Here is a 13,638-nt window from a genome sequence, read left to right as displayed (position 1 = left end):
CCCCCCCTACACTTTAACCTTCATCGATTTTAAATAAAGTACACTTACAAGCACTCCAATTAACAAAAGGATCAGCGAAATGGCCGTGCCATATCCGAGCTGATAGTTTACAAAGGCCTGGTTGTACATAAAAATAGGCAGTGTCTGTGTTGATGTTCCAGGACCCCCTCCAGTCATTGCGTAGATCAAAGTGAACACGCCTAACGTTTGAAGAGTAACCAGTATCATATTGGTTACTACTGAACCTTTGATCATGGGCAATACAATTTTGTAAAGCACCTGAAACCTTGAGGCACCATCTACCACTGCCGCCTCTTCAATGCTTTTGGGCACATCATCAAGCGCTGCCTGAAAGACCAGCATGGAAAACGCCGTTCCATGCCAGATGTTTGCGATAATGACACTTGCCATCGGAAAAGTGAAAAGCCAGGCTACAGGCTTTAAGCCCACCTGCTGAAGCAGAGCATTCAGTGTTCCGCTGTCATTTAAAAATGCCACCCAGCAGAATGCGACCACAATCTCTGGTGTTACCCAGCCGGCTATGATAATAATTCCGATCACACGCCGAAATGCAGGATTTTTTTCTTTCATCAGAAGAGCAAGAATAAATCCAAGCACCTGCTGTCCGATAATAGCTGAAAACAGTAAAAATATCACAGTCTTCATCACGCTAATCCGAAAGTTGGGATCCTGAAACATATTCAGGAAGTTGCTGAATCCAACAAACTGTGTGGATTGTGCCTCACTGCCTGTGAGCGATAAATTGGTAAACGCAAAATAAAAGGTTAAAAGAATGGGTCCAATAAAGAAAATAAGCAGCAATAACCAGGCCGGCAGCAAAAATAGAGCGGAGGCCCACAGCTTTCTGTTTTGCTTTTTACGAGAGGAGGATCCTCCATCAACCGCAGTTGACGAAGAGATCACAGGGTGTGCATCCACAAGAATCACTCCTTTCCATACAAGTTAACGTTCGATCACCTTGTCTTTTCCCACGACGCGAGTTACGTTTTTCTTGTAGTTTTCAACCGCCTGTTTTGGTGAGAGCTTGTCTGTTACCACATCTTCAACAGTTGATTGAATAACCGTTGACACAGATGGATATTTATCAACAGAGGGCCTGAAATGAGTGTTCTTCAAAAACTCTGATGCCTCTTTAAACATCGGCAGATCCAGATACTCCTTCTCTTTTGAAACATCCTTACGCGGTGACAAATTGTTTTCTTTCAGCAGCAGTTTAAGGTTGTTTTCTTTTGAGGAAACAAATTTAATGAACTCCCACGATAAATCCTTGTTATCTGATTTTTTGGGAATGGAGAACGCCCATCCGCCTGACATTGAAGTTGTTCCAGGCGCTTGCCCCTTTTGTGTTGGCATTGCCGTAAAGCCAAGCTTATCAAATGCCTCTGGCCAAGGAGCGGGCCCGTCTTTCCGGTAGTTCCCAGCCTGCCAGATTCCGTCCAGGCCAATTCCGATTTTCCCTTTCGGCATCAGCTGGGTATAAGCAATCGTTCCACCCTGCCCATTGAGAACTTGGGATAAATTCGGTCCGAGCTTTTCTTTATAAATCGTATCAATGAATGTATACGTATCCTCCAGCCCAGGGCTATTAACAATCCATTTTTGCTTGTTCTCATCGTATAAAGGATCCTCTGTTCCGTACAATAGCATTTCAAATGTCTGCATGGATGTGGCTTCACCAGTTGCTTTTCCGGAATTCATCCACATAGGAATCACATCAGGAGACTTCTTTTTAATCGTTCGAGCAGCGGTTAATATATCATCCCACGACTTTGGCTCCCATGGCACCGGCAGACCTGCTTTTTTAAATACTTCCTTGTTATACCAAAGTCCGCGTGAATCAGTATTAAAAGGCACACCATATGTTTTTCCGTCCTGTGCTTTTACACCATTTTTAACATTATCAATATATTGATCCCATTCATCCCAGCTTTCGATCCTGTTATCAAGCGGTTCAAGGTACCCTGCGCTGGCATCGGAGTTCACCATAAAAGTATCTTCTGTCACGATGTCAGGCGCCGATTGGTCCGATTTCAGCATGAGCGCAACCTTTGCAAAATAATCACCTTCCGAAGCGCTGATGGGCGATAGCTTAATATTTGCTTTTGGATGCTCTTTTTTGAACGCAGGGATTATGTCGTTATTCAACCATTGTGTCAGTCCTTTATTCGTTCCTCCACCATCACGGAACGTAATGCTGATTGTGTTTTTATCACCTGCCGTTTTTTTCCCTGAAGCGGAATCACTGTCCGAACATGCCGAGCTAAAAAGGACACTTCCTGCGATCACTGTTACAGCCGCAAGTTTTTTACAGCTTTTTACTTTCATTTCAACCCCTCCTCAATATTAATGGAATGTATGTAGATTCTTGGAGGTAAGTATGATAGCGCTTTCAAATTGAATAAAAAAAGGCCTCCTTTCTGAATTTTCAGTAAATAGTTCCTATCAATAACTTAAATGATATAGATGATATATGTCAACATATTATTTAATAAAAAAAGGAGACATTTCTGTCTCCTTGCATAATTATGGTCTTTACCGATTATTTCTGGCAGTCAGGACATGAAAATGATTTTCTGGAAGCAATCTCTGTTTTTTGAATACGTGTTCCACAGCGCCTGCAAGGTTGGCCTTCTCTGTCATATACCAGCAAATGGTGGTTATATCCACCCGACTTTTGGTCTCCCTTATAGGTGGGATTCTCCATATAACCACCGTGTTCAATACCCCTCGTGAGTATAGGTTGAATGGCTTGAAACAGCAGGCGGACTTGGTCCTTAGTCAACTCAGAAGCTTTTCGTTCCGGCTGCAGCCGGGCCTGCCAGCAAATTTCATCGGAATAACAATTTCCAATCCCTGCGATAAACTTCTGGTCAATGAGCACTGCTTTCAGTGTTCCCCTTTTCTTGCTTATATGCTCTAGAAAGATTTTTTCTGTAAAATTTGGATCCAACGGTTCAGGACCCAGTTCCTCCAATTTTTCTTTCAATTGCGCTGCTGTTAGTAAATGAAGGTAGCCCAATCTAAGCCCAATAAAATACAGCTTTCGATCACCAAAAGACAATACCACCTGCTTGGTTCTCTCAGGGTTGTCTTCGTCATTTCCAATGTACATCCAGCCTCCGAGCATGAGGTGAAGAAGCAGGGCATATCCGTTATTCAATTGGAAAATCAAATGTTTGGCCCGCCTTCTGATGTCAGTAATCATGGCTCCTCTCACACGGGCAGTGAAAAGCGATGGATTAAGATTAATGGATTTTTCCCGGTTAATCTCCACTTGCGTAATGGGTCTGCCTTTTAATTGATTCGATAAAATCGTTCTGAAGGTTTCCATTTCTGGTAATTCCGGCATCTTTCAAACCTCCCGCTCCCATTTATTTGACGTTTAGTATTTGCCATTTTTCTGTCGTTCAGACATGAAAGTTTATCATCGTGGTTACAATATCAAAGAAGAACAGGAGGTAGGAGGTACAACATGAGCAGTCTGATCATAAAACTTATAGCGATTCCCGTTGTGTTAATTCTTTCCGCCGTTTTCCTTCCAGGCGTACATTTTGAGGACTATTGGCAAATTGCCGTTGTTGCCATCACCCTGGCGGTACTTGGTGTGCCACTCGAATATTTTGTTTTAAGAAAAGGAGTACTTTGGATCAGTGTCCTCATTGATGTTATGGTTTCATGGATCCTTGTTTACTATGCCTCGAACTTTCAATGGGAGGCATCCATGACATGGTATGGGGCCTTATTGACGAGCCTGTTGCTCGGTGTTCTGGAATATGTAACTCATCGTTTTCTTTTGGCAACCCACAGGGCTCATAGCGAACCCATTTAACTTTCAATAAAAAAGGCCGCCATTCCATTCTTGGAATGACGGTCTTTTTTCGTAAGAGAACCATTTAAATGACACGTGTTGATACAATACCTTCAATGTTTTTAATTTTTTCTTCCAGTCCCGGAATGACGTCGCCGTTTACCTTATTGTCAATATCAACAATGGTATACGCATATCCGCCCCGGCTTCTGTTCACCATGTCGGCAATATTCAAATGATAGCTGGACACCGCCTGAGTGATTTGGCCGACCATATTGGGCACATTTTCATGAAACGCGGCCACTCGAAGCTTACCTGTATATGGCAAAGAGGCGTTTGGAAAGTTAACAGAATTCTTGATATTACCGGTTTCCAAAAATTCTTTGACCTGCCGGGTAGCCATAATGGCACAGTTTTCTTCAGATTCATTTGTGGATGCGCCAAGATGTGGAATAGAAACAGTATTCTTCATCTTAAGCACGTTTTCGTTTGGAAAATCCGTAATATAGCGGCCAACAGTACCGTCTTCCAGTGCGGCCAGCATATCAACTTCGTTTACAAGCTCACCACGGGAGAAGTTTAGGATATGCACTCCGGGTTTCATTTCGTTAAAGGCCTTTTGATTAAACATACCTTTTGTATCTGGTGTAAAGGGAACATGAACCGTAATATAGTCACACTCTTCGTACAGCTGCTCAATAGTCATCGCCCTCTGGACATTTCTGGACAGGTTCCATGCTGTGTCCACAGAGATGAATGGATCAAAACCGATAACATCCATGTCAAGATCGAGCGCATCATTGGCAACGAGCGCACCTATCGCCCCTAAACCGATCACACCTAGTGTTTTTCCTTTGATTTCTTTTCCGACAAATTGCTTTTTCCCTGCTTCAACCAGTTTTGGAATTTGGTCTCCTTCCCCTTCAAGGGTTTTTGTCCAGGCTATGCCTGCAAACAGGTTACGGGAAGAAGCCATCAGTGTAGTAAGAACCATTTCTTTTACAGCATTGGCATTTGCACCTGGAGTATTGAAAACAACAATTCCCTTTTCTGTGCATTGATCGACCGGAATATTGTTGACACCGGCTCCCGCACGCGCGATGGCTTTTAGTTCATCACCGAAAGTTAAAGCATGCATATTAAAGCTTCGTACAACAATGGCATCAGGATTTTCACTTTCATTATCAATCTTATAAATCCCGTTGCTGAAAACCTTCAATCCGCTTTCCGCGATATTGTTCAAGGTTTTGATGGTCTTTACTGTTTCCAATGCAGTTGTGGTCATTTTGGTTCTCTCCTCTTTTTTTATGGGTTTGTGTCTCGCCTCTTTGCCAAAAAGATAAGGTGAACATGCCTTGACAAATAAACGAAAAGAGGCAAAGGGATAAATATCCCCTTACCTCTGCCCAGGCGAACGGCAACGACACTATGTGCTCCCTCGCGGTGATCCGCGTTTCGCCAGTTACACATAGCCTTTAGATTTTGTATCATTCTATCAGACTTTTCCGCACGTATCAACACTTATTTCGTAAAAATTCTGTTAATATCATTCCTAGTATGGTTAAATATTCTGGAATCTGGCTGATATTGTCACTGTTGCTGATTGAAATCATATTAATTACCGAGCAAGTTCTCATCACTTTGAAAGATGATAAATATGAAAACACTGCTAATATGTCATAAGGCATAAGGGATAAATTCCAATTTTTGAAAACATGAAATGAAAGGTGTATAATGATTAATAATGTTAATCTTTATTATCATAAAATATATGTTCGGCAGTCATCTCATCATCAATTGTAAGAATTGCATGGGAATAACACTTTTCCCTTCTTTTATCCGTCGGTGAGCCGGGGTTTAACATTAAGACTCCGTTACGGCGGTAATTTTTTGGAATATGCGAGTGGCCGAAGATGATACAATCCACATCTACTTCATTAAATGCGGCTATTGCCCTTTTTTCAGTTGTTTGTTTGGTGCCATGGCCATGAACCACACCTATAATAAATTGATTCACATTCAAAAAAAGGGTTTCATTGAAAAAATTTCTCATTTCGGGTCCGTCAACATTTCCGGTTACCCCCTCAACCGGAGCATACTGCTTCAATTGATGAAGCACATCTGGTGTCTGCCAGTCACCGGCATGGATGATTAAATCAGCAGTCTTGAGATCGGCAATTAGCCTCTCAGGTATTTTTTTGGCCCTTTTGGGCATGTGAGTATCTGATAATACAACAATTTTCACAGAAAAATTCAGCTCCTTATTTCTTTTTGATCCATTTGGCACGGGTCTATTTTCACTGTACCCGCAAGGAAAACGGTTTATGTTTTGATAATTCATTATTTTCATAATTAAATTATAATAACATTTTCCTATAATTTTCATTGACTACTAAATATTTAGTAAATTAAAATATTAATAGTTTAAATATATTGGAGGCATCAAGATGGAAGCAACTGTTAAAGTGGAGCAGGACATTCAGCTCCAGACAAAAAAGAAACATCCACCTGGCCTATACTTGCTCTTCTTCACTGAGATGTGGGAAAGATTCAGTTATTATGGCATGAGAGCAATTCTTGTTCTTTATTTAACAAAATCGTTGATTAGCGGCGGACTCGGTATGAGTGAAGGCCTTGCGCTTAGTATTTACGGATTCTTCACCGGCGCCGTTTATTTTACCCCGTTAATAGGAGGATATTTAACCGACCGTTTCTTAGGAAAACGTCTGGCGATCACCATTGGCGGTGTCACAATGGCACTTGGTAACTTTGTATTGTTTGCCAACCAAAGCCATGCGGCATTTTACATTGGGTTAGCCTTATTGATTATCGGGAATGGTTTCTTTAAGCCTAATATTTCTACACTCGTTGGGGATCTATACCCGCAAAGCGATGCACGTAAAGATGCTGCATTTACCATTTTCTATATGGGTATTAACATTGGAGCCTTTTTCTCTCCATTAATTGTTGGTTTCCTGGCTGAAGATTACTTTAAGACTACGGTAAATGGAGTGGAGCACTTCGGGTTCAAATTCGGATTCCTTGCTGCTGCGATCGGTATGATTGTCGGGCAGCTTCTGTTCAACCTTCTTGGCAATAAGTATTTGGGAGATATCGGCAAAAAGCCGGTCGGCGTTTCGCATAACACAGTCAGCACAGAAGAGAAAAAGAAACCTCTTACCAAGGCTGAAAAAAGCCGAATTAAAGTTATCTTTATTTTGACTTTCTTTGTTATTTTCTTTATGGCCGGATTTGAACAAGCCGGTAGTTCGTTAACCCTTTATACAGACAAGTTTATTGACCGTACGGTATTTGGATGGACTGTTCCAACCTCTTGGTTCCAGTCATTAAACCCTCTTTTTATCGTAATCTTTGCGCCAATTCTTTCTGTACTATGGGTAAAATTATCAAAAACGAAGCGTGGCGATTTGGCTACACCAACCAAAATGGCAACAGGCATGATCTTGCTTGGCGCCGGATTCGCTGTACTTGTCCCTGCTCTTCTTCAAACAGGAACAGGCGACTCTTCTGCTGTTAAGGCCAATATGATCTTTATGGTCCTTACCTACTTCCTTCATACGATCGGGGAGCTATGCCTGCAGCCAGTAGGTTTGTCCATGGTAAGTAAGCTTGCACCAGTTAAGCTGGCTTCACTGTTGATGGGTGTGTGGCTTGCTGGGTCCGGATTTGCAAATATTCTTGCCGGACAATTGGCTTCAACCACTGAGTCACTTGGTTATTTCGAAGTGTTTATGATTATCGGCGGTGTAACCATTTTCCTTGGTTTGGTTCTTTTAGGACTATCCAAAAAATTGGTCAAAATGTCCGCTCAATAACGTTTTGTACGAGGATTCTTGGTCCATTTTCTAATGGATCTGAATCCTCTTTTTTGTGGTGATTACCTGACTGAAAATTTTAAATTATTTTACTTTACCTCTTTCTTATTTCCCCTGAACCTCTTGTCCTGTATACGCTCAACCTGTTTTTCCAATCGATTTGCAAACAGCTCGCGACTTGAAGGGATGTAAAGTTTTTGTTAGGTTAAGTAACCGTAAGCACTTTCGTCGGAAGAACCTGCAGCTGCTCGAAGATGAAAAAACCAGCTGCTAAAGAAAAACTTAAAAAAGGGGAGATTTGGTGCAAATTGGTGTTATCACTTCGCTGGCTATCTATATGGCCGGCATGCTAGGAATTGGATATTGGGCGTACAAGAAAACGTCCGATCTGTCAGATTACATGCTTGGGGGCAGAGGTCTCGGACCCGCGGTTACCGCGCTTTCAGCAGGAGCTTCAGACATGAGCGGATGGATGCTTATGGGTGTACCCGGAGCCATGTTTGCGACCGGGCTATCAAGTATTTGGATTGCCGTAGGATTATTGATTGGAGCATATGTAAACTATCTTGTGCTTGCTCCGCGCCTTCGTACCTACACTGAGGTAGCGAATGATTCCATTACTATTCCTGACTTTTTGGAAAATCGTTTTAACGACAAAGCCAGGATCTTACGATTTGCTTCAGCGATTGTCATCATCGTTTTCTTTACTTTCTATTGTTCCGCCGGATTGGTGTCAGGCGGCCGCTTGTTTGAAAGTTCTTTTAACCTTGATTACAAAGTGGGATTATTCGTTACAGTCGGAGTAGTGGTTGCTTACACGCTGTTTGGAGGTTTCCTTGCGGTAAGCTGGACCGACTTTGTACAAGGCATCATTATGTTTATTGCCCTTGTGCTTGTGCCTATTGTTGCCTTTACAGACGTAGGCGGAGTGCAATCAACGATTGATACCGTTAAACAGATGGATGCAACCAAATTTGATCTGTTTAAAGGTACGTCAGCAATTGGCCTGATTTCCATGCTTGCCTGGGGACTCGGATATTTTGGACAGCCCCACATCATCGTCCGCTTTATGGCGATTACGAACATCAAAGATTTAAAAGTTGCCCGCCGTATCGGAATGGGCTGGATGGGTATTTCCTTGCTGGGAGCAGTCCTTACTGGTTTGGTCGGAATCGCATGGTTCCATAAATCAGGAATTAAACTGGGCGATCCGGAAACAGTATTTATCAAGTTTTCAACGATACTGTTTCACCCGCTGATCACCGGATTCCTGCTCGCTGCCATTCTGGCTGCGATCATGAGTACGATCTCGTCTCAGCTGCTGGTTACATCCAGTGCGATGACAGAAGACTTTTATAAAGCCTTCTTCCGCCGAGAAGCTTCAGATAAAGAGCTTGTAACCATTGGACGTTTGGCTGTATTGCTTGTTGCCGTTATTGCGTCTATCCTTGCCTACCACCCAAATGATACAATCCTGTCTCTTGTAGGCTATGCGTGGGCTGGTTTTGGTTCAGCGTTTGGTCCAGCGATTTTGCTCAGTCTTTACTGGAAACGGATGACAAAATGGGGAGCACTTGCTGGTATGATTGTCGGTGCTGTAGCTGTTATAACCTGGGTACAGTTCCCTGGTTTAAAAGAGCAGGCATATGAAATGATTCCTGGTTTCTTCCTCAGCCTTATTGCTGTTGTGGTTGTAAGTTTGTTGACGAAATCACCAACCAACAACGTACAAAACACATTTGCAGAGATGGAAGAAACATTGACAGAAGAAGTAAACAACATGAAGAACGCTTAAATAAAAAACGAGGCAGCATTGAGCTGCCTCGTTTTTTTAATTAATGTTTATTATGAAGATAATATTCTTTCATTTTTGCTTCTGCCTCTTCTGCTTTTTTCAATTCACGTTCATGAAGTTTTTTTAGGAACTTGACAGTCATCCATGCAAGTATCACGAAAATAATAAAAATAAATACAGCAGGGAGCAGTTCCAGTTTATTTTCCGGCATCTCTACATCGATCATCAACTACACACCTTCCCTGTTATCTCTCCTGTCCATTATACACCGTAGACTCCCGGCTAAAAAAGCATCCTTTTTGTCAAAGGATGCTTTTTTTTACGATTTATGATGGTGCTATATTTTTCTCTGTGACATAACGGTTCCGTTCATGATCTCTGCATTGCGTGCTGCACGCTCTTTTAGACCTGTGTTCACAAGGTTCACACATTAATAGATGTTGATTGCATTCGGGATTTCCGCATTTAACATACCGCTCCTCCGGCTTTCCGCAGTGATAGCATTTGCCGACTACCTTTTCCGTTCCTGCACGATTAACCGCGACCGAGGTTCTTTCATCAAATACATAGCATTTTCCGTCCCAAAGATCTCCTTTCACCTCAGGATCATAGCCATAGGAGATGATGCCGCCTTCGAGCTGGGAAACATCCTGAAATCCTTCCTTTATCAAAAATCCAGAAAACTTTTCGCAGCGGATCCCTCCTGTACAATATGTCAGAACCTTTTTATCTTTGAATTTATCAAAATTATCTCTGACCCAAGCAGGAAGTTCTCTGAAGTTTTCGATCTCCGGCCGGATGGCTCCTTTAAAGTGCCCAAGGTCGTATTCATACGTATTTCTGGCATCAAGGATTACCACATCCTCCTGCTGCAATGCTTCATAAAATTCTTTCGGGGTAAGATGTTTTCCTGTAAGTTCGTTCGGATTCACATCATCATCCAAACTTAAATTTACAATTTCCTTTTTGAGCCGGACCTTCATTTTTTTAAACGCATGATGATCCGATTCTTCAATTTTAAAAACCATATCTTGAAAACGTTCGTCGTTCTTCATACGGTTCATATATTCAGATGTTTGCTCCAACGTTCCGGAGACCGTACCATTGATCCCTTCCTTCGCCACCCAAATTCGCCCTTTCAAGCCTACTGACTTACAGTAATCAAGATGAGAGGAAACAAACGCTTCCGGATCTTCAATCGCAATATATTTATAAAACAGCAATACCTGATAATTCACTTATTTTCACTCCAATTGCGTAGTTTCAACTCAACTATCATATCAAATTTCCAAGAAAAAGGGCAGACCTCTTATTAGCGGCATTTCCCGGTGCAGCTATGTATAAAAGTATGATTCATTTGATTCTTAATAAAAAGGTCCCGTGCTCTTGGCACAGGACCTTTCCGGTTTAGGCAACCCCTTCATCCTTGAAACCTTGCGAGACAGCTTCATAATGATGTTCTAAGGAAATTCTCTTTATTTTACTGAAAAATTCATCAGGAAGCTCCTGTACGAGCTCCTTGGCGATCTTCCATGCTTGAACTTCTACAAGCAGTTCAATTTTTTTTCGTTTGAATTCATCTTCTGTCGAATCATAAAGCTCCACGAGTTTTTGCAAATAAGGATCTGTGGCGTGTCCTGCTTCATGAGCAAAAATGACACTCGCATACTCTACGAAAACATCCTCATTGGGAAACAACCACTCGCTTTGTGCCTGAATTTCTTCCAGATACAATGTGATGGACTGTTCGCCCTCATTATATTTGCCTCCGATATTCCGGTTCAGCGGGCATTTGGCTTCAATGTGAATGTCCACCGAAATATTAAAGTTTTCAACCATTTGATTTATTTTTTGTACCAATCGTTCATTAACCAGCAATTACTTCCCCTTCTTTTTTATAAAATTACCGCTTCGCTGGGGTGTTGATTTCCTTGGATTTCTCTTTTTGGCTGGCTTCTGCTGAATCTGTGAAGCCGGCAGCAGCTGGTCCTGCTTAATCACTGCCTTTTCTGCAGGCATATTGAGCTTTTTTGCCCATTTTAACAGAACATTTTCCTCTCTTTCGGTAACCAGCGAAATGACGGTTCCTGTTTGTCCCGCTCTTCCTGTTCTGCCAGAACGGTGTATGAATTGTTTTTCGGAATCGGCGAGATCGAAATGAATAACATGTGTTAATCCGTTAATATCAAGTCCTCTGGCAGCAAGGTCTGTAGAAAGAAGCAACGCATGGTTGCTGGAACGAAATTCTCTCATTACCTTTTGCCGTTCCTGTTTTGTTGCCTGTCCGGATAATACACCTACAGTAATGCCCCGGTAAGCAAACTTGGCGGCGATCTCTTCAAGTTTTAAATTGGCCCCAAAGAAAACGATCGCTTTCATGTTCGAATGGTGTCGAATTATGCGCCTCAGATTATCTATTTTATCACGTCTTTCAGAAATCAGATATATATTTGCAATGGACTCCCGTTCTTCCGTATCACGGCTGATTTTTATGAAATGCGGAGTATTCATCCACTCTTTGGCGATCTCTTCTGCTTTGTTAGAAATGGTTGCTGACACAAAAACAAGCTGACGATCCTTCATCGTTCCTTTAACAATATTCTGTACTTCATCCATTAATTCCATATCATAAACAATGTCAGCTTCATCGACAACAATGGTTTTCACCTCATGAAGCTTTACTTTTTTATTTTTATAAAGCTCCAGGATTCTTCCCGGTGTACCGACTATGTAATGCGGTTTTTTCTTGAGCTTTTCCACTTGCCGCTGCACATTTACCCCGCCGATTAATGTTGTCCCTGTAATGTTGCTTCCTTTCGCGTATTCCTGAAGGACCGAGTGAATTTGCATCACAAGTTCTTTAGTTGGCGCGATTACAACAGCCTGCAATGCCGTTGATAAGCTATCAATCTTATCAAGTAAGGGCAGACAATAGGCGAGCGTTTTTCCTGTCCCTGTCGGTGATTCTACGACAAGATCCTTTCGCTCAAGCATAAACGGCAGCATTTCTTTCTGAACTGGCGTTAAGGAATCGAAAGCCGCCTCCTTCCAATTCTCCTGCAAATAAGGCTGTAATTCTTGAATTGGTGTTTTTGTAGCCATAACGATTAACGTCCCCCTTTATTTAGTATTCGTTCAGCAGCAAGAAGGATCCGGTTAACATAATCCTCAAGCTGTTCACTATTTTCTTCATGCAATTTGAGATGAATGACAACATCGATTTGATTCTGGTAGCTTCCTCTTGGCAAACCATAAATATAGGAAAGAGTTTGTGTAACCTCTCCATCCGTTTTCCACAGTCTTCTCATAGCTTCACCAATCCTGGAACATTCTGCATCTATATCCTGTACAGTGGTGTAAAAAGTAACAGAAAAAATACAGCCTGTACGTTCGGTTTCTCTTTCCATTATTTCATCAGCCAGATCTTCTAAACCAGCTTTTAATCCGATTTTCGCGCGGACATCCTTTTCTTTTTTGCCGCTTAACAAAACCTCTAAACTGTAGGTTCTGCTCATCGAAGCCAAGTCAACGAGGTCTTTCCGGCCGGTTACTTTTAAAACTCCTTCAAAATCAAGATCGTAAGCCATTCCCTCAAGAATAACTTTCAAGTTTTCATAGATGGTCGGATCAAACATGTAAGTACCCTTTCTTTTAAATCATTATAATACGGTACGTGAAATTATTTTAATGAATGACAATTTCATTTCTTTTATTTTACTCATTTCATCCGGCCAGCGCGAATTTATAACGGGCAAAATAAAAAAGACGGTGGCAGTTTCCGTCTTTTATGAAAGAAGCCGATCCAGCAATGTACTCAGGACATAATCAATGGATTTGATCATCTCGGTAAATCGTTTTTCCCGGGTGTCGAGCTGGAAAGCAAATACCGCAATAAAGTTCAGATTATCAAACGTATCATTTATCTGGGGCACATGGATATACTTTGGACGGTTGTTTTCCACCCACTTAAGCGCAAGGGGTTTCCATTCCTCTGTTAACATCTGGATTTCGTCGGCAAACGGCTTAACCTCGCCATAGAAGTCGACTTCATACCCTTCTTTTTTTGTTTTAGTAAGATATTGGTCCATTGCTGCTTTGTTTTTACCCAGCAGCTGTTGAGTAAGTTGAATAAGACGTTGTTCCATACGTAATGATTTCACTCCTGACCCCTCTATCCT

General features: G+C 41.8%; 14 protein-coding genes and 1 riboswitch. Of the genes, 3 read left to right on the top strand and 11 right to left on the bottom strand.

The genetic code is table 11. The features are described 5' to 3' along the window. Positions 1–6: 6 nt before the first annotated feature. The 3 genes from DMO16_RS03245 to mutM all read right to left on the bottom strand — a co-directional run bounded on the left by DMO16_RS03245 (position 7) and on the right by mutM (position 3,370). The gene (locus DMO16_RS03245) at positions 7–861 is read right to left on the bottom strand and encodes a carbohydrate ABC transporter permease (RefSeq protein WP_240482296.1); all 855 of its coding nucleotides are present in this window, start codon (positions 859–861) and stop codon (positions 7–9) included. A gap of 102 nt (positions 862–963) precedes the next feature. Beyond that, positions 964–2,346, bottom strand: coding sequence for an extracellular solute-binding protein (locus DMO16_RS03240; protein ID WP_061970544.1), 1,383 nt, complete (start codon positions 2,344–2,346; stop codon positions 964–966). Between the two features lie 214 nt (positions 2,347–2,560). Beyond that, positions 2,561–3,370 carry a bifunctional DNA-formamidopyrimidine glycosylase/DNA-(apurinic or apyrimidinic site) lyase gene (gene mutM, locus DMO16_RS03235; RefSeq protein ID WP_129475295.1) on the bottom strand — a complete coding sequence of 270 codons (810 nt, stop codon included), beginning with the start codon at positions 3,368–3,370 and terminating at the stop codon, positions 2,561–2,563. A gap of 123 nt (positions 3,371–3,493) precedes the next feature. Between mutM and DMO16_RS03230 the strand changes: the two genes are divergently transcribed. After that, a complete protein-coding gene (locus tag DMO16_RS03230) occupies positions 3,494–3,850 on the top strand; it encodes a DUF2512 family protein (RefSeq protein ID WP_061970549.1) in 357 nt (118 codons plus the stop codon). Between the two features lie 64 nt (positions 3,851–3,914). On the opposite strand, the gene DMO16_RS03225 is transcribed toward DMO16_RS03230, so the two are convergent. Both DMO16_RS03225 and DMO16_RS03220 read right to left on the bottom strand, forming a co-directional pair. Beyond that, positions 3,915–5,114, bottom strand: a complete 1,200-nt coding sequence (locus DMO16_RS03225) for a phosphoglycerate dehydrogenase (RefSeq protein WP_061970551.1) — start codon at positions 5,112–5,114, stop codon at positions 3,915–3,917. A 112-nt stretch (positions 5,115–5,226) separates the two neighbouring features. After that, positions 5,227–5,305: riboswitch (ZMP/ZTP riboswitch) on the bottom strand. Between the two features lie 271 nt (positions 5,306–5,576). Next, the gene (locus DMO16_RS03220) at positions 5,577–6,179 is read right to left on the bottom strand and encodes a metallophosphoesterase family protein (RefSeq protein ID WP_347232824.1); all 603 of its coding nucleotides are present in this window, start codon (positions 6,177–6,179) and stop codon (positions 5,577–5,579) included. Between the two features lie 97 nt (positions 6,180–6,276). On the opposite strand from DMO16_RS03220, the gene DMO16_RS03215 reads away from it, so the two are divergent. Next, complete coding sequence (locus DMO16_RS03215; RefSeq protein ID WP_129475291.1) at positions 6,277–7,665, top strand: peptide MFS transporter; 1,389 nt, start codon at positions 6,277–6,279, stop codon at positions 7,663–7,665. A gap of 301 nt (positions 7,666–7,966) precedes the next feature. Next, positions 7,967–9,460, top strand: a complete 1,494-nt coding sequence (putP, locus tag DMO16_RS03210) for a sodium/proline symporter PutP (protein ID WP_129475289.1) — start codon at positions 7,967–7,969, stop codon at positions 9,458–9,460. 40 nt (positions 9,461–9,500) lie between these two features. On the opposite strand, the gene DMO16_RS03205 is transcribed toward putP, so the two are convergent. The 6 genes from DMO16_RS03205 to DMO16_RS03180 form a co-directional block, all read right to left on the bottom strand. After that, on the bottom strand, positions 9,501–9,686 hold the full coding sequence (locus tag DMO16_RS03205) for a hypothetical protein (RefSeq protein ID WP_061970556.1): 186 nt from the start codon (positions 9,684–9,686) through the stop codon (positions 9,501–9,503). Between the two features lie 100 nt (positions 9,687–9,786). Then, positions 9,787–10,698 (bottom strand): rhodanese-related sulfurtransferase, encoded by a 912-nt coding sequence (locus tag DMO16_RS03200; protein WP_061970558.1) that lies wholly within the window; start codon positions 10,696–10,698, stop codon positions 9,787–9,789. A 169-nt stretch (positions 10,699–10,867) separates the two neighbouring features. Next, a complete protein-coding gene (locus DMO16_RS03195; RefSeq protein ID WP_129475287.1) occupies positions 10,868–11,338 on the bottom strand; it encodes a hypothetical protein in 471 nt (156 codons plus the stop codon). Then, entirely contained in the window at positions 11,339–12,562 is a 1,224-nt protein-coding gene (locus DMO16_RS03190; protein WP_061970563.1) for a DEAD/DEAH box helicase, read from the bottom strand. Positions 12,563–12,567: 5 nt separating this feature from the next. Further along, a complete protein-coding gene (locus DMO16_RS03185) occupies positions 12,568–13,095 on the bottom strand; it encodes a hypothetical protein (RefSeq protein ID WP_129475285.1) in 528 nt (175 codons plus the stop codon). Between the two features lie 150 nt (positions 13,096–13,245). Further along, entirely contained in the window at positions 13,246–13,620 is a 375-nt protein-coding gene (locus DMO16_RS03180) for a YppE family protein (RefSeq protein ID WP_240482243.1), read from the bottom strand. Between the last annotated feature and the right edge of the window lie 18 nt (positions 13,621–13,638).

This window comes from Fictibacillus sp. S7 (assembly GCF_004127935.1).
GTDB lineage: Bacteria > Bacillota > Bacilli > Bacillales > Fictibacillaceae > Fictibacillus_C > Fictibacillus_C enclensis.
This window is presented reverse-complemented; position numbering and strand designations above follow the sequence as displayed.

Excerpts from the sequence above, each read along its gene's own strand:
- DMO16_RS03225 (WP_061970551.1), bottom strand. The coding sequence starts at position 5,114 with ATGACCACAACTGCATTGGAAACAGTAAAGACCATCAAAACCTTGAAC.
- DMO16_RS03190 (WP_061970563.1), bottom strand. The coding sequence starts at position 12,562 with ATGGCTACAAAAACACCAATTCAAGAATTACAGCCTTATTTGCAGGAG.
- mutM (WP_129475295.1), bottom strand. The coding sequence starts at position 3,370 with ATGCCGGAATTACCAGAAATGGAAACCTTCAGAACGATTTTATCGAAT.
- DMO16_RS03240 (WP_061970544.1), bottom strand. The coding sequence starts at position 2,346 with ATGAAAGTAAAAAGCTGTAAAAAACTTGCGGCTGTAACAGTGATCGCA.
- DMO16_RS03185 (WP_129475285.1), bottom strand. The coding sequence starts at position 13,095 with ATGTTTGATCCGACCATCTATGAAAACTTGAAAGTTATTCTTGAGGGA.
- DMO16_RS03230 (WP_061970549.1), top strand. The coding sequence starts at position 3,494 with ATGAGCAGTCTGATCATAAAACTTATAGCGATTCCCGTTGTGTTAATT.
- DMO16_RS03220 (WP_347232824.1), bottom strand. The coding sequence starts at position 6,179 with ATGAAAATAATGAATTATCAAAACATAAACCGTTTTCCTTGCGGGTAC.
- DMO16_RS03215 (WP_129475291.1), top strand. The coding sequence starts at position 6,277 with ATGGAAGCAACTGTTAAAGTGGAGCAGGACATTCAGCTCCAGACAAAA.
- DMO16_RS03205 (WP_061970556.1), bottom strand. The coding sequence starts at position 9,686 with ATGATCGATGTAGAGATGCCGGAAAATAAACTGGAACTGCTCCCTGCT.